Annotated in this window: 16 protein-coding genes; 7 read left to right on the top strand and 9 right to left on the bottom strand. The window is 61.9% G+C overall.

From position 1 onward, the window contains the following. Positions 1 to 35: 35 nt before the first annotated feature. A complete protein-coding gene (gene tal, locus Pan216_RS22695) occupies positions 36 to 1,010 on the bottom strand; it encodes a transaldolase (RefSeq protein WP_145261676.1) in 975 nt (324 codons plus the stop codon). 257 nt (positions 1,011 to 1,267) lie between these two features. Between tal and Pan216_RS22700 the strand changes: the two genes are divergently transcribed. After that, the gene (locus Pan216_RS22700; protein ID WP_419192869.1) at positions 1,268 to 2,506 is read left to right on the top strand and encodes an AI-2E family transporter; all 1,239 of its coding nucleotides are present in this window, start codon (positions 1,268 to 1,270) and stop codon (positions 2,504 to 2,506) included. A 380-nt stretch (positions 2,507 to 2,886) separates the two neighbouring features. Here the strand turns inward: Pan216_RS22700 and hisI are convergent, their stop codons facing one another. Then, a complete protein-coding gene (hisI, locus tag Pan216_RS22705) occupies positions 2,887 to 3,381 on the bottom strand; it encodes a phosphoribosyl-AMP cyclohydrolase (RefSeq protein ID WP_145261681.1) in 495 nt (164 codons plus the stop codon). A 147-nt stretch (positions 3,382 to 3,528) separates the two neighbouring features. Here hisI and Pan216_RS22710 point away from each other — a divergent pair, with 147 nt between their 5' ends. Continuing rightward, on the top strand, positions 3,529 to 3,750 hold the full coding sequence (locus tag Pan216_RS22710; protein ID WP_145261683.1) for a hypothetical protein: 222 nt from the start codon (positions 3,529 to 3,531) through the stop codon (positions 3,748 to 3,750). Next, on the top strand, positions 3,747 to 4,151 hold the full coding sequence (locus tag Pan216_RS22715; protein ID WP_145261684.1) for a type II toxin-antitoxin system death-on-curing family toxin: 405 nt from the start codon (positions 3,747 to 3,749) through the stop codon (positions 4,149 to 4,151). The genes Pan216_RS22710 and Pan216_RS22715 overlap by 4 nt, the downstream gene beginning before the upstream one ends. 342 nt (positions 4,152 to 4,493) lie before the next feature. Here the strand turns inward: Pan216_RS22715 and Pan216_RS22720 are convergent, their stop codons facing one another. After that, positions 4,494 to 5,549 (bottom strand): class I fructose-bisphosphate aldolase, encoded by a 1,056-nt coding sequence (locus Pan216_RS22720; protein ID WP_145261685.1) that lies wholly within the window; start codon positions 5,547 to 5,549, stop codon positions 4,494 to 4,496. A gap of 747 nt (positions 5,550 to 6,296) precedes the next feature. On the opposite strand from Pan216_RS22720, the gene Pan216_RS22725 reads away from it, so the two are divergent. From Pan216_RS22725 to Pan216_RS22735, 3 genes are read left to right on the top strand one after another with little or no spacing between them, the layout of a single operon-like run. After that, positions 6,297 to 6,767: an ExbD/TolR family protein gene (locus tag Pan216_RS22725; RefSeq protein WP_145261687.1), complete on the top strand. Its 471-nt coding sequence runs from the start codon at positions 6,297 to 6,299 to the stop codon at positions 6,765 to 6,767. Between the two features lie 7 nt (positions 6,768 to 6,774). Further along, entirely contained in the window at positions 6,775 to 7,221 is a 447-nt protein-coding gene (locus tag Pan216_RS22730) for an ExbD/TolR family protein (protein ID WP_145261689.1), read from the top strand. A gap of 47 nt (positions 7,222 to 7,268) precedes the next feature. Further along, positions 7,269 to 9,692, top strand: coding sequence for a hypothetical protein (locus Pan216_RS22735; protein WP_145261691.1), 2,424 nt, complete (start codon positions 7,269 to 7,271; stop codon positions 9,690 to 9,692). On the opposite strand, the gene Pan216_RS28585 is transcribed toward Pan216_RS22735, so the two are convergent. The 6 genes from Pan216_RS28585 to Pan216_RS28590 all read right to left on the bottom strand — a co-directional run bounded on the left by Pan216_RS28585 (position 9,689) and on the right by Pan216_RS28590 (position 15,932). After that, the gene (locus Pan216_RS28585) at positions 9,689 to 9,862 is read right to left on the bottom strand and encodes a hypothetical protein (protein WP_419192870.1); all 174 of its coding nucleotides are present in this window, start codon (positions 9,860 to 9,862) and stop codon (positions 9,689 to 9,691) included. The genes Pan216_RS22735 and Pan216_RS28585 overlap by 4 nt on opposite strands. 247 nt (positions 9,863 to 10,109) lie before the next feature. Beyond that, entirely contained in the window at positions 10,110 to 10,295 is a 186-nt protein-coding gene (locus Pan216_RS22740; RefSeq protein WP_145261693.1) for a carbon storage regulator, read from the bottom strand. Positions 10,296 to 10,729: 434 nt separating this feature from the next. Continuing rightward, positions 10,730 to 13,480 (bottom strand): bifunctional acetate--CoA ligase family protein/GNAT family N-acetyltransferase, encoded by a 2,751-nt coding sequence (locus Pan216_RS22745; protein ID WP_145261697.1) that lies wholly within the window; start codon positions 13,478 to 13,480, stop codon positions 10,730 to 10,732. 313 nt (positions 13,481 to 13,793) lie between these two features. Next, positions 13,794 to 14,042, bottom strand: coding sequence for a hypothetical protein (locus tag Pan216_RS22750; RefSeq protein WP_145261699.1), 249 nt, complete (start codon positions 14,040 to 14,042; stop codon positions 13,794 to 13,796). Positions 14,043 to 14,337: 295 nt separating this feature from the next. Further along, on the bottom strand, positions 14,338 to 14,829 hold the full coding sequence (locus Pan216_RS22755) for a hypothetical protein (RefSeq protein ID WP_145261701.1): 492 nt from the start codon (positions 14,827 to 14,829) through the stop codon (positions 14,338 to 14,340). Then, a complete protein-coding gene (locus tag Pan216_RS28590) occupies positions 14,826 to 15,932 on the bottom strand; it encodes a hypothetical protein (protein ID WP_419192871.1) in 1,107 nt (368 codons plus the stop codon). The genes Pan216_RS22755 and Pan216_RS28590 overlap by 4 nt, the downstream gene beginning before the upstream one ends. Before the next feature lie 363 nt (positions 15,933 to 16,295). Between Pan216_RS28590 and Pan216_RS22765 the strand changes: the two genes are divergently transcribed. Next, the gene (locus tag Pan216_RS22765) at positions 16,296 to 19,277 is read left to right on the top strand and encodes a hypothetical protein (RefSeq protein WP_145261703.1); all 2,982 of its coding nucleotides are present in this window, start codon (positions 16,296 to 16,298) and stop codon (positions 19,275 to 19,277) included. The last annotated feature ends 195 nt before the right edge of the window (positions 19,278 to 19,472 follow it).

Below are 19,472 nucleotides of genomic sequence, written 5' to 3' on the forward strand. Positions count from 1 at the left end.
CCGCCCTTCATGGTTCATCGACTGAGGGATGACGCTTACGCGTTGACCGCTTCGTGAATCCGTTGGTGGATGTAGGCCTCGAGCTTGACGGTGTCGGCGGCGAAGCGACGGATACCGTCGGAGAGCTTCTCGGTCGCCATCTGGTCCTCGTTGAGCATCCAGCGGAAACTCTTCTCGCAGAGCGAGATCTTCTCGAGGTCGAGCGACTTGGCGTGATCGGCACAGAGCTTGCGGGTCAGTTCGCCATCGTTGGCGCCAAGCTCGGCAAGGAGCTTCGGCGCAATGGTGAGCAAGTCGCAGCCGGCCAATTCGATGATCTCGCCGGTGTTGCGGAAGCTCGCGCCCATGACTTCGGTTTTGTAGTCGAACTTCTTGTAGTAGTTGAAGATCTGGGTGACCGACTCGACGCCCGGATCCTCGGTGGCGGGAATGGAATCGACGCCGCGAGCGGCCTTGTACCAGTCCATGATGCGACCGACGAAGGGCGAGATCAGCGTGACGCCCGCCTCGGCACACGCGACCGCTTGGGCGAAGCTGAAGAGCAGCGTCAGGTTGCAGTGGATGCCCTCCTTCTCGAGGACCTCCGCCGCTTTGATGCCTTCCCAGGTCGAGCCGATCTTGATGAGGATGCGTTCCTTGGCGACGCCGATCTCCTCGTACATGCCGATCAGCCGACGAGCTTTCTCGAGGGTTGCCTCGGTGTCGAACGACAGACGGGCGTCGACCTCGGTCGAGACGCGGCCCGGAACGATCTCGAGGATCTTCGAGCCGAAGTTGACCGCAAGCTTGTCGAGACACCAGAGCGTCTGCTCCTTGGCGTCGCTGGTCTTGCCTTCGGCATAAGAGATGGCGTTATCGACGAGATCCTGGTACTGCTCCATCTGAGCGGCTTGGAAGAGCAACGAGGGGTTGGTCGTCGCGTCACGGGGTTTGTGTTCGGCAATCGACTGGATGTCGCCGGTGTCGGCAACGACGACGGTGTACTCTTTGAGCTTGTCGAGGTAACTCATCAGACCACTCTCCTCTTGCGATTGTTGGCGAAACGACTTCGCGTGGTTTCCGCGTGGCGAACCGTCTCTGTTTCAACCTACCCGGTATTTGTGTCGACGGTCAAGAAACGACGCGCCGTTACGTTAGCCGCTCGTCCCTCGACGGTGGGGCGAGATGCCCAACCAGGGGGATTATAAGAATGAACCGACCGAGGGGAACCACCGGATCGGCGTGGAATGAGCCGGTTTCGCATCAACCATCTGGAAGGACCGGACCATTGCCAGAGTCCTCAGCCTCAGATTCGTCGTCACCGATCATCAAACCGGGCAACGTCCTGCCTCTGCTGATCCTCCTCGGCGTCGCCGTCGGCTTCGGCGTGATGTTCTACCAGGTCATCAAGCCGCTGCTGCTTCCCCTCTTTCTGGCCGCCGTGCTCGCTCTCCTGATCGACCCGCTCTATGACTGGGTCACCTTCAAGATGCAGGGCCGGCGCCGGCTCGCGGCGCTGACCATGACCTTCGCGATCGTCATGATCATTCTCGGTCCATTGGTGACCGCGATCATCATCGGAGCCTCGGAACTCTACCAGGCTCTTGGCGATATTCCGCGGGAAATCCAGCAAGACGGCGTCGAGCAGTTGCTCGACCCCGAGAAGCATCCGACGATCGCGGGCTTCGTCACTTGGCTCCAGGAACGATTCTCCCTCGACCTCGACCAAGCCAGAACCTTGGCGATTCGGGCGGTGCAGGGATTCGGCGATCGGATCTACGGCCAAACGATGGGCTTCCTCGGGGACATCGTCGGCTTCGTCGTCGGTTCGGTGATGTTCGTCCTGGCGGTCTACTTCTTCCTGGTCGATGGCCGCAAGCTGATCGCGTTCTGGGAAGAGCTGACCCCGATGCAGCCCGAGCACGATCGCGTGCTCCGTGAAGAATTCGCGAAAGTTTGCCGAGGCGTCGTTTGGGGCACCCTTATCTCCGCCATCGCCCAGGGACTCCTCTTCGGGTTCGGCTTTCTCCTGATCAATCTGCTCTTCCACCCCGGGCTCGGCGCGTGGATCATCCTGCTCTCGCTTGCGACGGTCTTCTTCTCGATGATTCCCTTCCTGGGAGCCGCGTCGGTCTGGGTCGTCGTCTCGGCGGTGATGATCTACCAAGGCAGCTACGTCAGCGCCGCCTGCCTGATCGTCTACGGCGCCACCGTCGTCTCCAGCTCCGACAACATCATCCGCGTCTGGGTGCTCAAGGACACGGTGCAACTGCACCCGTTGCTCCTCTTCGTTTGTGTCATTGGCGGCCTGCAGGTGATCGGCTTCCTCGGGATGTTCATCGGACCGATCATCGGCGCGGTTCTCTTCGCGCTCTTACGGATTCTCAAGCTCGAGCTGATCGGTCCAGGTGTCGAGGCCCACGCGGAAGCGGAGGCACTTGAAGAAGCTCAACGAGAGGCGGAAGAAAAAGCCGAAGCCCAGGAGAAAGAGAGTCAGGAAGTGCAGGAACAAGAGGAGAAGGAGTAGCGAAGACGGGACCGTTTGCCTCTTGCGATCGTCGCGTTGCGGTTGGGGGAAGGAAGAAGACCCCCTCTACCTCCTCCTTGGACAAGGGGGAGCAAGCAGACTTTCCCTTGGACAAGGGGGAGCAAGCAGACTTTCCCTTGGACAAGGGAAAGCAAGCAGACTTTCCCTTGGACAAGGGGAAGCGATGAAACCGTCCCCCCTTGTCCAAGGGGGGAAAGAGGGGGGCCTCTTCACGTGCGAGATAGGGTCCTCTTCACCTCCCGACGAACCCATCAAGCCGAAGCCTGGTACGGCTTCGTCGCATCAAGCCGAAGCCTGGTACGGCTTCGTCGCATCAAGCCGAAGCCTGGTACGGCTTCGTCCCATCAAGCCGAAGCCTCCTACAGCTTCGTCGGGTTCGGAGCGTCGCCATAGACCTCTTTCGGATCGAAGACCTTGTCGGTCTCGGTGAAGGTCAACTTCACCGCGCCGTCGGCACCGATCGTCGCGTCGGATCCGACCGGGATCTGACGATAAAAACACGAACGATAGCCAACGTGACAGCTCGCCCCGCCAGTCACTTCGACCCGGAGCCAAACCGTGTCCTGATCGTCGTCGATCAGCATCTGCTTGACCTTCTGCACCAGGCCGCTGGTGGCTCCCTTGTGCCAGAGCACCTGACGGCTCCGGCTCCAGTAGACCGCTTCGCCCAATTCGATCGTCTTGCGCATCGCCTCGGCATTCATGTAGGCATGCATCAGGACTTCGCCGGAGTGGAAATCGGTCGTGACGACCGGAATGAGCCCATCCTTGTCAAACTTCGGGGCAAGTTCGCCCCCCTCTTCGACCTGCTCGACCGTCTCGCGTTTGGCAAAGCCCGGGTCTTGTTCGCTCATTGTCGTTCCACCCACTGACGTCATTCCCAACAGTTCGGACCCCACGCCCGCCGCCCCATCGCGAGATTTCGCGAACGGTGACGCGTGCGAGCGTGTCTGTTATCTTGGACGTTCGATGGGAAGATGTCCACTTTCGGCGAGGACTCGATGCCAACTTCCTTTGGAAAAAGCGGTCGTTTGACCATCGAAGGGCCGGCCGAGGTCATCGGGGCCATCGAGACTTCGGCGGCCGAACATGGGCTGCGGGTCTCGACCTACTTGATGATGCTTCACCAGATCCACGTCCAAGGAATCGATCCGCGCATCCTCGACGACGTTCGCGAGACCTTCGGACACGACGCGGAAATCCTGCGGGAACTAGCCCAATGAGTCACGACGAGCCCTCGCCTCGATTCTTGACGCGCGACGAAGCCCTCCTTCTCCACGGACTCGCCGTCGCGGAGTTTGGCGGCGATCCGGGGATTCGCGACGAGGCGCTGCTCGACTCGGCGTTGGCGCAGCCGCGATCGACGTTTGGCGGGAAATGGCTGCACGAACACCCCTTCGAAATGGCGGCCGCGTATGCGTTTCATCTCGCCCGCAACCATCCGTTCATCGACGGCAACAAACGAATCGCCTGGCTGGCGATGCGCGCCTTCCTGCTTCGCGAGGGATACCAACTTCGCCCCGGTGACGAGCGAGCCGTGCGAACGGTCTTGGGGGCCGCGACGGGCGTTCACGATAAGGGGCACCTCGCTCCCTGGATCGAACGGCACGCGACGCCACGTTGAGTGAGAAGTCACTCGAGCGCCCTCTCCTGCTTGCCCACGGCCAGCGTGGGTCTTTCCTGCATGCCCACGGCAAGCGTGGGTCTTTCCTGCATGCCCACGGCCAGCGTGGGTCTTTCCCGCATGCCCACGGCCAGCGTGGGTCTTTCCTGCTTGCCCACGGCAACCGTGGGTCTCTCCTGCTTGCCCACGGCCAGCGTGGGTCTCTCCCGCATGCCCACGGCAACCGTGGGCATGGCACCCAAGAGTGGGGGCCCGTCGGCGGCTGCTTCAAGAAATGCGAAACGGCCCACCGAAGCGGGCCGTCTCATCACGTGTCACGTGTCGCCAGACCCAAAAAACGCCTTAGGCGATGGTGATGCTCTCGTCGAGGTAGACGTCCTGGATCGCGTTGAGGATCTCGACGCCGTCCTTGAGCGGACGTTGGAACGCCTTGCGACCACTGATCAGGCCCAAGCCGCCGGCACGCTTGTTGATAACAGCGGTGGTGACCGCTTCGGCCAAGTCGGTCGAGCCCGAGGAGGCGCCGCCGGAGTTGATCAGGCCGATGCGTCCCATGTACTGGTTCGCGACTTGGTAGCGACACAGGTCGATCGGGTGATCGGTCGTCAGCTTATCGTAGACCAGCTTGTGGGTCTTCGCGAACTTGATCTCGTTGAAGCCGCCGTTGCAGTCGGGGAGCTTCTGCTTGACGATGTCCGACTGGATCGTCGCCCCGAGGTGGTTGGCCTGCGAGGTGACGTCGGCGGCGGTGTGATAGTCCGCTTTGTCCGTCTTGAAGGCCGGGTTGCGAAGGTAGCACCAGAGGATCGTTCCCATGCCAAGCTCATGGGCTTCGGCGAACGCCTCGGAGACCTCGATGATCTGACGATTCGACTCGGGAGAGCCGAAGTAGATCGTCGCCCCGATCGCGGCGGCGCCCATGTCGTAGGCCTGCTGCACGGTGCCGAACATGATCTGGTCGTACTTGTTCGGGTAGGTCAGCAGTTCGTTGTGGTTGATCTTGACCACGAACGGAATCTTGTGAGCGTACTTGCGAGCGACCGACGCCAAGACGCCGAAGGTCGACGCGACCGCGTTGCAACCACCCTCGATCGCCAACTTGACGATGTTTTCCGAATCGAAATAGTCGGGATTCGGGGCGAAGGAGGAGCTGGCGGTGTGCTCGATGCCCTGGTCGACGGGCAGGATCGAGACGTAGCCGGTGCCGCCGAGGCGACCGGTGTCGAAAATCCGCTGAAGGTTCGCAAGCACCCGCGGCGTCCGATCGCTCGGTCCGAAGATCCGGTCGACAAAGTCGGGACCGGGCAGATGAAGCTGTTCCTTGGTGATGGTCCGGCAACTGTGACCGAGAAGAGAATCGGCGTCTTTGCCGAGGAGTTCTTGAATCTTGTCGCTCATCGCAACGACTCCCGAAGAATTCATCCGCTCTGGCCGGATGCACCCGCGGGCCCGCCACTCGCGACCCGCCGGGGAGAAATATATTCGTTCCACCGTCGTTCGCCAAATCGACGTGTATGATGACGCCAGCGGGGGTACTGGGAGACGATTGTTCGAACAGTCCTCTTGCGTCTCGGTTGCTTCGCTACTAGGTCCAGTGGCTAGCCCCGGTTGCTTCGCTACTAGGTCCAGTGGCTAGCCCCGGTTGCTTCGCTACTAGGTCCAGTGGCTAGCCCCGGTTGCTTCGCTACTAGGTCCAGTGGCTAGCCCCGGTTGCTTCGCTACTAGGTCCAGTGGCTAGCCCCGGTTGCTTCGCTACCGGGGCGGCGACGCCGCAAGAAGTCTCGAAGGACGCGCTCGCCAGTCGAGGATGGAAGAGAACTCGAACGACGCCAGGACTCGGGCAATCCGGCGTGAATGGGGCCGGTTCGAGTCCTCTTGCCGACACGTTCGGGCAGCCCGGATTGCTCGTCAATCTGGGCGTGCAACGCACGCAAGAGGCCCCGGAAGACTCTGATCTTTGAGCCGGTGGACGAGTGTCCCAATTTGCTCCCCATTGTCCAAGGGGGAGTTAGAGGGGGTCTCACTGAACCGGTGGACGAATGTCCGAGTGCCTCTTGTGGCTGCGCCACCTCGGTTGCAAGCAACCGAGAGCACCCCTGAAGAGTGCCTGAATCGCGGAAGATTAACCGGGAGGACGCGGGAGCGATGAAGACACCCCAGTTCCCCAGGAAGCGAAATCAGGTCATTCGCGTCACGCCGCTCATCGACGTCATCTTCCTGCTGATCATTTTCTTCGTCTGCGTCCGTCAATACCAGGAGGCCGCCTCTCCCGAGAGCATCCAACTCCCCGCCGCCGAGTCGGTCGACCAAACCCCCATCGATCAGCATTCACCCGAAACAGTTGTCGTCCACGTCCGCGATGACGGCTCCTTCCTCCTCGACGGCGAACCGCTTCCCAAGGAAGCGATGGAGACCCTTCTCGTAGAGCGGGAAGCGGAGGTGCGTCCGCGCGTGCTCGATGTGCGGATTCGAGCCGACCGCGATGTCGCGTACCGCTTCGTCGAGCCGATCCTCGTGGCGTGTGCCTCGGCGGGGGTGTGGAAGGTCTCCTTCGTCGTGACGCCGCGAAGTGCCGACGCGGTGCCGAACACGCCCAGCCGTCCGGAAGGGAGGTAGCGGATCGATGCGAACCCCGACGACGCGCGATTTGGGCTCCTCCCGGTTCGACTTGCAGATGACCCCGATGATTGATGTCATCTTTCTGCTCCTGGTCTTCTTCCTGGCAACGGCGGGTCTGGCCCTACCGGAAGCGTTGTTGCCGACCTATTTACCCTCGAGCGGTCTGACCGCCGATTCGCCGTTGGAGGCTCCCGACGACGTCGAGTTGATCCAGATCAAGCTGCGCGGTCGCGAGGACTCCTTCCGAATGCTCCTGAACGATCGGCCGATCACCACCATGATCGAGATGCGAGAGAAGCTTCGGACGCTCGGAAGCGTCACGCCCGACGCCCCCGTCATCCTCGACATCGGACCCGATGTCCGCCTCGGCCGCTTCGTCGATCTCTACGATCAGTGCCGTCAGTCGGGGCTGTGGGCGATCAACTTCGCCGTCGGGCAGCGGGGTGATTGAACGCTCGCGAACAGACTGACAAACGAACGACTCCCGGAGAAGGAACGATGATGGTGGCATGGCTTCTTGCGAGCATGGCGATGCTTTCGGGAGCGGAGGAGGTCAGCGCCACCGAACTCTATCTTTGGGAACTCGAGCGCCGTGGCCTGACCGAATTGCTGGAGATCTACTGCGAGCGTGGCTTGGCAGCGGCCGATACGCCTACCGAGCGTCGACTGCTGCTGGCGGAACGGCTTTCCGACTCGCTGGCCCGACGAGCCATGACCACGGCCGAGACCAAGCGACGCGCGAGCCTTTGGCGGCGGTCGCTCGAAACCATCGACGCCGAACTTGCGCGAACGGACGACGTCCGCCTACGGCGGTCTCTCCAACTCCTGCGGGCTCAACGCCTCGCCCAACGTGGGCGGTGGACTTCGGGCTGGCGGGAGCTACTTCCTCCCTCGGAGGCCAGCCGAGCGGTCGACGACTTCCGCGAATCCCTCACCCTGCTTCAACAGCTCCGTCCGGGAGAGGCGAACACGACGAGCGACGAGGACGAAGCACCCAGTGACGGGGTGCCCGACTCCTCCCTCCAGCGACTTGTTGGCAACATCGCCCTCTCCCTCGCGGAAGAGACCCAAGAGACATCGCGAGACCGGCAGATGCTTCTGCGACAGGCCGTCAAGGCGCTCTCCGAGGCGACATCGTCGTCGGGCGTCGACATGGCGAATGCCGAGGTGATGCTCGATCTGGCACGGGCTCAGCGATTGCTCGGCGATGATGCCACCGCCGGGCGAACGCTCGCGACTCTTCATGAGGGTCGCTCCGACCTTGCTTCCGACGACCGGCAACGACTCGACGGCGAGCGCATCGCCCTACTTCTTGAACGAGGAGAGACCGACGAGGCTCAGCGGATCCTCGAGAGCGAACCCGAGCGGGATCGCCAACCGGGTTGGATGGGCCTACAGCGGGTCGCCCTCTTCCACGCCCAAGCGAATCGGCCGACCTCGCCAGCCGAGCAAGTCGAGTCCGAGTCTGACGCGATCGGTGTCCTCGATCGACTGGAGCAGACAGGACCGATGCAGGCGATTCTCCAGGCGCGTCGGCTCTTCGCAGCGCAGGCGAGCAAAGTCACCAAGCGAAATCCGCCCGAATGGCGGCGGGCGGCCAGGCTCTTCGAACGGGCGGGGCGACCGGAACAGGCTGCCGAGATGTTCGCGCGGGCGGCGCGAGAGAGAAGTTCCGACCAAGTGACACTCGCCCTCGATGCCGCGCGCAACTGGAGCGAGGTCGGCCAGCATCGCAAGGCAATGGAACTACTTGCCGAAACCTCTCGTCGCGTCAGTGAGGAATCTAGCGCCAGCCGCTTGCTATGGGAGGCGGCCCGGGCGGCGAACCGAGCCTACGCCGCCGACCCGTCGACGGAGCGTATGGAGGCATACGATCGTTTGCTTGGCGAGCACCGGGAGCGATTTCCCGATGATCGCCGCCGTCACGATGTCACGTTTCTCCTTGGAAAGCTTCGGCACGCCGAAGGCGATTTTGCGGAAGCGATCGAGTTGTGGAGGTCGATTCCCAAGGAACATGGTCTCGCGAAGCACGTCCCGACGCTGATCCTGGAGGCCTATCGCGGTTCGCTGGAGCCACTCGACGCGACGGCGCCCATGGTGACGCGCGAGCGGGCCGCGACGCTCGTGAACGACCTAGAAGCCTGGGTGAGCGCGGGAACGATCGGCAGGTTGCCCATGTCGGCAAAGGATCGGGTCGACGCGATCATCCTTCGCTCCATGATACTGCTGGATCCGCGTCTCGATCGTCCAAGGGAAGCGGTTGAGTTGCTCGAAACACTTTCCGACGATCCCCAAGGAGATGGGGAGTCGCGGTCGCGCATCGCCCCGCTCATGCTCTATGGAAAGCTGCTGCAAGATCCGCGATCGGACGTCTCTGGGGATGTCGACAAGGTGCTCGCGGCCCGGATGCCAGCTCGACTTGAGGGCCTTCGGTTGGTCAACGAGGCTGCGTTGACGCTGCCCGCAGCCGAGCGATCGGGCGTTGTCGCCATCGCGAAAAGGCTGGCGAGCGGGATTCGGACGGACGAACTCGACAATGACCAAGAGCGCGAGGCGAGGATCGAGCTTGTCCTGACGGAGGTGCTTTCGGGAAATCGCGAAATTCTGGCCAAGGTGGCGAGTGTGCTTGAAGACGACATCGGTCGATCGCCGCGGGCCCAGGAAGCGGTCGCGATCGCGGGTCTGGGGACGTCCCATTGGACGGCCGCGGCGGAACAGTTGCGCAAAATGGCGTCGAATTTGCGCAAAACGAGCCCACTTTGGTACCGTTCGCGACTCGGTTTGATCGAAAGTTTGCGGAAATCGGGCCAAACCGAGGAAGCTCGACGCCTCCTGACGGTGCTCGAGACCCTCTACCCGGACCTCGGGGGAGCGCGACTGCGGCAACGATTCCAGCGCGAACGAGCCGAGTTGGGACGTTAGCGAGAGAGCGACGCTTGGATCGTGTAGCCAACGCCGAAGAGCGCAGCGCCGAAGACCGCCATGAGGAGGCTTTCGCGTAGGTTGAACTGGCCCTGAAGTTCGAGCAGAATCCCGACGGGGAGGACGACGAGACCGGCAAACTGGAGAATTCTCGCGAGGAGAAACATCATCGGCGTCGGCTTTCCGAGAGCGCGAAGGACTGTTGCGTGGGGAAAACCCTCACGGGGCACAGTTCGATGATGTACTCGAAACGCGGCCGAAGGAGAAGTGGCGAAGTCGCACGAGCGGGGGCAGCACCGACGATGGAGTGAGAGGGACTCCCGTGGTGTCGCGGGAAAGCGCCGTTGCCAGACACCTCGCGGAAAGCCTTCGGGCATGGGCCCTTAGGTCGAGGAAGCTAGTCAACGGCGTGCGTCGTCAGACGAGCGCCAGTTCGGCTTCAGCGCCGGCTTCGATGTCGATGATCTCCTCGCGGCGAATCGGACAATCGCCAGGAGCTTCGATACCGATGCGGACTTTGTTCCCTCGGACAGACAGGACAGTCACTTTGATGTCGTAGCCGATTTCGATGGCTTGACGTTCGCGACGGGTGAGGACGAGCATATCTAACCCTCCGTGGTGTTTCGCCTTAGCTGGCAATGACTCAGAGCGACCAAGTCCATCGGTCACTCTTACGCCACTGAATAAATGCAAGCACCGTGCCATTCACCACGACCTCTTGCCACGAAACGCCTGCGACCACTTGACCAAGACCGTAACCAACTACGACAAAACAACTTGTAACCCAAGACCTCCTCCAGGTTGTTCGTCGGCAATCTCGGCGACTAGCGAAACAGTCACCGCGCGACCACCCGGTCATGGCCATCTGACGCCCAATTTGGTCGGTCGGCGACCATTCTTCGGTCCAAACTTGAGTCAAAATTGACAAAAACGGGACCGATCTCGCTCCGATTCGCCCCTCGGACGAGAACTACAGGGCGGCCATTGCTCGCCCCCAAGCCACCCATTCATCCCATTCTCACCATCGAGGGTCTCGCTCAATTCTCCCGCAAGCTCAAGTATGCCTCGACCACCGGACTCTCCAGATCGTTCTTCAGCGTGAACCCCGCCCGCTGGGCGATCTTCTGCATCGCGATGTTGTCCCGAAGAATCGTCGCCACGATTCCCTCGAGCTGCTCGTCCTTCGCGAAGGGGATGACCCGTTCGAGAAGCAACGACCCGAGCCCCTGACGCTGCCAGCCGTCGCTGACCATCATGCTCAGTTCCGCTACCCGGGCGTGGTGCAGCTTCGCCAGTCGGCCGATTCCGATGACCTCCGGGTTCTCGTCTCCCACAATCGCCACCAACGCCAGCTCCCGGTCGTAATCGTTGAAGCAAACCCGCGATAACCGTTCGTGCCGCACCCGACGACTCAGCTTCAGCGGCTGAAAGAACCGCATCCGAACACTGTCATCGGAGAGCCCCTCGTGGAACTGCACCAACAGCGGCTCATCGTCCGGACGGATCGGACGCAGCTTCACCTCCGTCCCGTCACGAAGCTTGGCCGTCCCGGCGTACTTCATCGGATAGGGACGAATGACCGGCTTCGACAGCTCCTCCTCGCTCGTCGAGGGATCGTGAAGCACGAAGCGGCCATCGACCGCCACCACCCGATCGGACGAAACCAGCAACGGGTTGATGTCCGATTCCTTGATCCAGGGCTGATCGACGATCAAATCGCTGAACCGCACAAGCACCCGCTGAATCTCCCCGATGTCGATGGGCGAGCGGCCGCGAACCCCCTCGAGGGCTCGAAAAACCTTGGTCTGCTCCATCATCCGAATCGCCAACGTCCCATTGAGCGGCGGCAGTCCGAGGGAGCGATCCTTATAGACTTCGACGAGACTCCCCCCCGTCCCAAAGAGAAGCACTGGCCCGAACTGAGCATCGAGCGAACTCCCAATGATCAGTTCATAGGCATCGGAGAACTGCAACATCGGCTGGACCGTCACGCCGTCGAAGTGCTCGGCGCCGGCGAGTTGGGTCACCGACTCGCGAATCCCCTCGAAATTTTCGCGGACCTCGTCGGCGGAGTGAACGTTGAGCACGACACCGCCCACGTCGGTCTTGTGGGTGATCGTCTCTGAATGAAGCTTCAGCACGACGGGATAGCCGATGTGGTCGGCGTGAGCGACCGCCTCGTCGACATCGGTCGCGACCAGAGTCTCGACGACCGGGATGTCGTACGCCGCCAAGAGCCGCTTCGACTCCGCCTCGGTCAAGAGCGTCCGCCCTTGCTCCCGAGCCGCCCCGATGATCTCCTCGGCGCGAGCCCGCCGCTCGAGAAGGACCGACGTATCGGCGTGGCCGACGCGCGGCGTCTCGTAAATCGCCCGCAGGTTGTAGCTTCGTTGCCACAGGTAGGTGAACGCACGCGCCGCCGCATCGGGATAGTCGAAGGTCGAGACCCCCGCTCGATTGAGAATGTCGACTCCCGCCGCGACGTCGACTCCCCCCATCCACGAGGCGAGGACCGGTTTGCCGGGAATGTGGGCATGCTCCTTGAGCGTCTCGGCCGTCATCGTTGGATCGGTCATGTCCTGCGGCGTCAGGATCACGAGCAAACCATCGCTATTCGGATCGTCGGCGGCGATCTTCAGCGCCTTGGCGTACCGCAGGGGATCGGCGTCTCCAAGGATGTCGATCGGATTGCCCCGGCTCCAGTGAGGGGGCAACAGCTCATCGAGCGCCTTGCGGGTCTCGTCGCTGAGCTCGGCGAGTTCCCCTCCACTGGAAATGAGCCGATCGGTCGCGAGGACGCCCGGGCCGCCGGCGTTGGTCACGATCGTCAGCCGCGGCCCCTTGGGGCTCGGTTGCTTCGCCGCGACTTCGGCGATGTTGAAGAGATCCTCGATCGTCTCGACGCGGACGACGCCGGTCCTGCGGACCGCGGCGCTAAAGACCTCATCGCTCCCCGCCAGGCTCCCGGTGTGGGAGGCCGCCGCCTTCGCCGCCGCCTCGGTGCGTCCCGCCTTGATGACGATGATCGGTTTGGTCAGCGCCACCTCCCGAGCCGCCGAGAGAAAGTCGCGCGCGATCCCGATCGACTCCATGTAGAGCACGATCGCGTTGGTGTGGGGGTCGTCGCCGAGGTACTGAATCAGATCCCCCCAATCGACGTCGAGCATCGACCCGATGGAGACGAAGGCGCTGAACCCGACATTGTCGCGAAGGCTGAAGTCGAGAATGGCGGTGCAAAGGGCGCCACTCTGGCTGACGAGCGCGACGTTTCCGGGCAACGCCATCGACCCGGCGAAAGTGGCGTTGAGCCCCGAGCGCGGATTCATGACCCCGAGACAGTTTGGGCCGATCAGCCGCATCGAGGAACGATGGACCTGTTCGAGGATACGTTGTTCCAGCTCCGCTCCCTCGGGGCCGAGTTCCTTGAACCCGGCCGAGATGATGATGGCCCCCTTGACGCCCGCCTCGATGCATTGGCTGACGACGCCCGGCACGGTCGGGGCGGGCGTGACGATCACGGCCAGATCGACCTGCTCGGGCACGGCCTCGATGTTGGGATAGGCACGAATGCCCAGGACGTTGGGGCGTTTGGGATTGATCGGGTAGACGGTTCCGCCGAAGGGGTTGCGGATCAGGTTCCACAGAAGCGTTCGGCCGACACTTCCGGCCCGTTCCGAGGCACCGATCACCGCGACCGACTTCGGATCGAAGATGTAGTCGAGCGGATGACGACGGGCGTGGAAGATGTCGTGGGATGGATCGAGTTCAGACCGTTCCGTGGTGGACATGGGCTCTCTCCCGGGTGGAGCGTGTGGGCATTGCTCGCTCAACGGGGGACGCCGCGACCGCTCCGATCTCGGCGACCGTCCGAGTCGGCCGCCTCCCCGCGATGGGCGAACGGCTCGACCCCACTCGTTAACCTAGACACCCCGTCGTCCGTTTTCCTCCCCTAGTAGTCCGTTGATGGAAGCCAGCCGGGGCGAGAGCGAGCCATGTTGGCCAAGATCAAGGAGGAAACGCGCAGGCGGATCCGCGGATTCGTCGAGGTTTTCCAATGCCACGATTGGTCAAGAGAACCGTTCGCAGCCGGCATCGAATCGGTCAACGGTCCGTTCGGACATGGGCGAAGGCGACAGTCTTCTCGATGGGGTGCGTGGGCGGACTGCACTTGAAGGGAGCCTGCAGGTAGCGAACGCCGAGGCCGACGAAGACCTTCTCCATCGCCTGCAGGTTCCGCGAGGCGAAGAAGACCTCATCTCCCCGCTCGCGCAGTGCCTCCACCGTCCGCCGATGCGGCAACAAGTGCCCCAATCCCCGTCCGAGTTCCCAGGTAAACAGGATGCGCGGCATTGTGGGCCTTTGAGGTGCAAACGTCTTGGTCGAAATCACGATCCGATTTACGGCGTTCTTGTCGGACATAGGAGCTAACCGGCGCAGTCGAAGAGAAGAACGCTTTCTACTGTTCACACTCCGTGAAATCGCGACCAGCTCAGGTTCGCTCGACTCGTAAACGGTACACGAGGCAGATGATCCACAACAGAAAGAATCGTGAGCCACACACTGGCCACAAATTTACGCAACTCAACCGGTCCGCTCCACCATTCAGCGCTCTAGACACCTCAAGTCGTATGCCTTCCAAGCCACGCTACGAATTTGAATGGGCATTCCTGAGTAGCACGCAAGCTTCATCTACAATGTCACGTTGATATTCAGAGCGATGTGCTTCTGATGAGTCGTCCTCGTACTCACTCGCCAATCCTGCGAAGATGGCAAGCTCTTTCAGTTCCCGGCAATCGGTCCACAACTCCCACCAGATTCTTCGCGCACCTTCATAGGGTGACAGCGTCCCGTCGACTATCTGCTCGGCATACTTTCTAGCCAATATCCTCCGCGCAGCTACACCATCAGGAACGGTCGCAGGAGATTCACGGATAGATGCTTCCAACAATTCAAGCACGGCAACGCGCGAAACATCTTCGGGCAAGCTAGTGAATCTGGCAAGTATTGAATCAGGCATGTCATCGACTACTAGTGCCTCAATACTTCGTTTCACACCCTCAATGTCCGTCAGCCGAAGTAAGTACTCTGCATAAATGCCGACCAATTTGTTGGGCAACGATTCGTTGTTTGTTGTCATTGTATTTTCGTCTTAAACTCGACTCGCAGTCCCGTCAATAGATTCTGGCACCAATGGATCTCGACCTTGCGGCCGTCATATAGTGTGCGGCTCGATCCTCCAACCTTCGCCCAGTCAGCGGCGTTCCCTCCATACGTATCCGCTAGTCGCTGAGCGTCTCGAAGAGTCCTAGAAGTACCGGCTCCAATCATCGGGATTGCAGTGCCGTGTAGGGCTTCTTCAAGCAACTCCTCTCCATGGACGAAGTCCTCGCCTCGGCGGAGTTGGTCCTTGAGGCCTTCGTAATTGGCCGCATTGTGTGCGGCATCTCGGACATAGTTGTTATGCACCAACGTCCCGACCGTGCCCACACGGTAGACGTGCTCGTTGTGGACTTCGAGGTTGTACACGGCCTCGGTTGAAGAGCGTGGCGTGATCGAGGCAACAGTGGTCCGACCGTGGAGGGTGTCGAGAGTTTCGCCTACTCGCAGCTTGCCGGCGGGAATGAACGGGTTGCGGTCGACGGACCAGTAGCGGTGATTGTCGGTGACGCCGGTGGCTTCGGGTTGGTTGGCGAGTCGAAGATCGACGATGTTGCCGGCGGCTTGGTGGATGAAGCGACCGGTGACGACGTTGCCGTCGCCTGGCTCAATCTCCGGACAGGGAGCGATAGCGGTGATGACGGCGGGACCATGAGCCCCCATCTCCTCCAGGTCGAGATGAATCGTGTCGCCGACCGTAGCCTCTTGAGCCTCGAGCCACGCCAAGGGCCGCAACAGCTCGATATCGAGACGGCCGCCGTCCGCTTTCGTCATCCAAAGGGTGACATGCCGCCATGTCTTGGCATCGGGCTCGGCCGTCGGTTCGACTTCGCTCCGGTCGGGGTTCGTGCCGACGACACGGTCGCCGAGAGCGACCTCCTCGATCGCTTTCGTCGGCAACTTCTCGGGCGTGACGGCCGCGACAGCCAGCGATGCGGCGTGGTTGGCGCTGGTCGGCTGCGGACTTCGCATGCCGGCGAAGAAGAGGGAACCCGCGAGCGCCAGACAGAAAGCGACCCACGCGAAACGTCCTCGACCCCTCTTCGGACGTTCGAGCGTCTTTGCCGATGCACCATCGTTCATGGACTGCTCCTGGTTCTCGTGAGTCTCTCTAGCCATGGGCGGTTTGTCAAGAATCCTGGGTGGTGGCTCGGCCGGTTCGACGTGGGCTGGCTCGACGATCGTCGTTGACTCATGGGGTTAAGCACATCTCGGACGGGACGTGCGAACTCGCGAACGGCACATGATCGTCGGCCAAGACCCGCCCTAACTGGCTGCTTCGCGACCAGGAAGCGACGAGCATGTCGAGTCGATCGGCGTGTGCTGCTTTTGCGGCCACCGAATCGGCGTTAGACTTGCATGAATGATGAAACAACAGCCCTCGTCGCCCCGCGGTACTCTATCATGGCGAGCATCCGCAACCCTCGACGCCCCATGGAGCCGAGCATGAATCCGTTGAGTCCGCTTGCCAGCCGGGCGCTTGATCCCCTCTCGTCGCTGAAGAGGTTCTTCGGGAACGCCACCCGCCGGAGCGACCGTCGCGAGGTCACTCCCGGGCGTGCTCCGGCGATGATTGAAGCGCTGACCGAGCGCATCGTGCCGGCCACCTTCGTGCTCAATAGCTCCACGCTGGTGGTCACCTTGGCCGCCGACGAGTCGGTCACGCTCACGGCCACGGGGAACAATGATGCCTCCGATGGGGCTCAGCTTTCGCTCGACGGGACGACCTGGACGGGAGTCGACAACGCACCCACCATCCTCGGCAACGGCGAGGAGGTGTTGCGATTCGCCAACAATGACAGGAACGTCACCCAAGTCGTGATCAACGGCGAGGCGAACAATGCCGTCACCCTCGCGGAGACATCCGCCCCCTTCGCGTCGGAGCTTTCGATCACGCTCGAGCAAGGCGACGCGATCACCAACTCAGGCGCGTTCGGCCTCCTCAACGACAAGTTGACGGTCGTCGCGTCCGGCGTCGACTTTACGCAGAGCCCCAATGGCGGACTCTCGCTGGGCGACCGGGCGCTTTTCCAGCTCGGCACGTCGGGCGACTTGCGTCTCGACTCATCCAACAACTTCTCGAACGGCCACCTCGTTTGGGTCGATGGCAACGATGTCGTCGTGGTCGATAACGACAACGTGCAATTCGCTTCCTCGTTCATCAACGGCGACCTCGAGGTTCGCTCGGCCAGGGGCATCGCCGATGACGGCGGCGTCCACGTGTTGGGTACAACGACGCTCGAAGCCGGAAGTGGCCAGAAGATCGACTTCGACCATCAACGCACCCGGTTCGTCGGCCCCGTCCACGCGACCACCGACGGAGGCGACGTCTATCTCGAAATCCGCTCGGACGACCTGACCCTCGGGGCCGTCAATACCGATGGGGGGAGTGTCTATCTGTTGGGGAACAACATCTCCCAGACCGCCGCGATCGATACTTCCAACAACAACGGCACTGCGTTCGGCGACGTGGAGGCCTCCTCAAGCATTGGCGGCGACATCGTCCTCGACCATCCGGACAACCACTTCGACGCCGCGGGCGGAGCCCATGTCGTGATCGCCAACCTGGGCTCTGGCGCGTTCAACAGCCTGAGCGTCTTCACCAAGGGGGACCTCGATTTCATCGATGTCTCGGGGATCAGGATCCAGCATGAGCTTTCGCTCGGCGCTCAAGGCAGCGTGACGACCACCAACGGGCAACCACTGACGGCGTACGGACTGACGACCGTCACCGCCGGCGGCGCCGTGGACATGTACCACGCCAGCAAGCTGAACGAATTGGCGGTCTTCCAGTCGTCCGCGGACGCGATGGTGAAGGTGGGGCACTACGACAACCTCACCTTCTGGGGCGAGGTCGCCGGCACGCTGCACGTGGAAGTCGGCCGGAATCTGATCCTGGGCGGCGGAGGCGATCTCACGCTGACCGGCGATCAAGACGCCTTCTTCGCCACCAATGAAACGATCGAGATCCTCGATACCACCGTCAACCTAGGTGGCGGCCGGTCGGAGTTTTTGATCAACGATGGCGCCCCAGTCGTGGTCACGTCGACCAACGGGACGGGCACCCTCTTCGTCGGTCGCGACGGCGAGGTCACCGTCAGTTCCGGTGGCAGTGTTCGCATCGGGGCGGGCTCGGTCCTCGCGGGAGAGGGCTACGTCAACGTCAGCAATGGCGGCGTCACCGTCGAGCCAACGGCAAAAGTGGGCGCCTCCGGCGAGGCCAGTCCGGACAACTTGGGCATCAGTGGGGACCTGACCTTTGGCGCCGGGGCGATCTTCGTTCAAGAGATCGCCGGCACCAGATCGCGCGAGTTCGGCACCATGTCCGTCGATGGCACCGTCGACATCACGAACGCCGACCTGACGTTCGACCTGGAGGGCTACACGGCTCAGATCGGCGATCGGTTCACGATCTTGGTCGCGACCAACCTCACCGGCGGCTTCCGCAACCTCGACGAGAACAATCAGATCACCGTCGACGAGGTCACGTTTCAAATCACCACAACCACCAGCATGGTCCGTTTGGAAGTCGTCGCGGTCGCTCCGCCAAACCCGTTCGAGGGCATCGGCGTCTACCGCTCCTCGACCGCCGAGTTCGTCTTCAATACCAGCGACGTCTTCGACTTCGATCCGAATCAGTACTTCTCGGTCGTCTTCGGCAACCCCCGCGACAAGGGCTTTGTCGGGGACTTCACCGGCGATGGCTCGCCCAACGTGGCGGTCTATCGAGACTTGACCCTCTTTCTTCCCATCCCCATTCCGTTCGATGCGTTCTTCATCATCAACACCAGCCCGATCGACGACTTCGATCCGGACTCCTTCGTCGTCACCCCGTTCATCGGCGTCGGGTTCGAACAGCCCTTCGCGGGCGACTGGGATGGCGATGGCGACGACGATCTCGGTCTTTACCGCAACGCCACCGCCACCTACGTGGCCGCGAACCTACCGCCGATCGCCCCGAGGCAAACCGGCCTGGTCGGCTTCGACACGATTCGCAACCTAGTCTTCGGCAACCCTTCCACCGAGCAGAACCCCACCGACGCGCCGGCGGTGGGCCGCTTCAACGCTTCCTACGCGGCCGACCAGATCGGCTTCGGGTCCCAGGGAAGACTCTACATGGCGGACATCGACATCGCGACGCTGCCGGCGGGGAACACCTCGATCGACGCTTACGCGATTCCCAGCCCGGAGTTCTTCGGGGCCACCGGCGATCAACAGCTCAACGGCCAATTCGCCGTGGATAGCACCGGCCTCGATCAGCGTGGCATTTTCCGCGCCGCCGCGGCGACCTTCTCGATCTCCTCGGGGAGTCAGCCGAACATCATCTTTGGACAGGCGGGTGATCGAGCGATCGCGGGCAACTGGATCGGGCTCGATCTCCCGACCACCGAGAGCCAGATCGACCTATTTTTCGAGAACGACTCCTGAGGACCAGGGCGAACAAGTGCAACCAAGAGGCTTCGCCCTATCGCCCGTTGACGACCGATTGCTCCCGTGAGAGGTAAGAGACGCCGCCCCATCCGTTACAACATTTCCCCCATAATCGTCCTCGCTCAAGGGACGGAGAGAGAGCGCCGTTTCCCGCCAGAATGGACGAGCGGCGAAAGAAGTCTCGCCAATTCG

This window comes from Kolteria novifilia, from assembly GCA_007748055.1.
Classification (GTDB): Bacteria; Planctomycetota; Planctomycetia; order Kolteriales; family Kolteriaceae; genus Kolteria; species Kolteria novifilia.

Coding starts and splice junctions, on each gene's coding strand:
- Pan216_RS22745 (WP_145261697.1), bottom strand. CDS start 13,480: ATGTCCACCACGGAACGGTCTGAACTCGATCCATCCCACGACATCTTC.
- Pan216_RS22710 (WP_145261683.1), top strand. CDS start 3,529: ATGCCAACTTCCTTTGGAAAAAGCGGTCGTTTGACCATCGAAGGGCCG.
- Pan216_RS22720 (WP_145261685.1), bottom strand. CDS start 5,549: ATGAGCGACAAGATTCAAGAACTCCTCGGCAAAGACGCCGATTCTCTT.
- Pan216_RS22750 (WP_145261699.1), bottom strand. CDS start 14,042: ATGCCGCGCATCCTGTTTACCTGGGAACTCGGACGGGGATTGGGGCAC.
- tal (WP_145261676.1), bottom strand. CDS start 1,010: ATGAGTTACCTCGACAAGCTCAAAGAGTACACCGTCGTCGTTGCCGAC.
- Pan216_RS22765 (WP_145261703.1), top strand. CDS start 16,296: ATGAATCCGTTGAGTCCGCTTGCCAGCCGGGCGCTTGATCCCCTCTCG.
- Pan216_RS22730 (WP_145261689.1), top strand. CDS start 6,775: ATGCGAACCCCGACGACGCGCGATTTGGGCTCCTCCCGGTTCGACTTG.
- Pan216_RS22740 (WP_145261693.1), bottom strand. CDS start 10,295: ATGCTCGTCCTCACCCGTCGCGAACGTCAAGCCATCGAAATCGGCTAC.
- Pan216_RS28590 (WP_419192871.1), bottom strand. CDS start 15,932: ATGAACGATGGTGCATCGGCAAAGACGCTCGAACGTCCGAAGAGGGGT.
- Pan216_RS28585 (WP_419192870.1), bottom strand. CDS start 9,862: ATGATGTTTCTCCTCGCGAGAATTCTCCAGTTTGCCGGTCTCGTCGTC.
- Pan216_RS22735 (WP_145261691.1), top strand. CDS start 7,269: ATGATGGTGGCATGGCTTCTTGCGAGCATGGCGATGCTTTCGGGAGCG.
- Pan216_RS22755 (WP_145261701.1), bottom strand. CDS start 14,829: ATGACAACAAACAACGAATCGTTGCCCAACAAATTGGTCGGCATTTAT.
- Pan216_RS22715 (WP_145261684.1), top strand. CDS start 3,747: ATGAGTCACGACGAGCCCTCGCCTCGATTCTTGACGCGCGACGAAGCC.
- hisI (WP_145261681.1), bottom strand. CDS start 3,381: ATGAGCGAACAAGACCCGGGCTTTGCCAAACGCGAGACGGTCGAGCAG.
- Pan216_RS22725 (WP_145261687.1), top strand. CDS start 6,297: ATGAAGACACCCCAGTTCCCCAGGAAGCGAAATCAGGTCATTCGCGTC.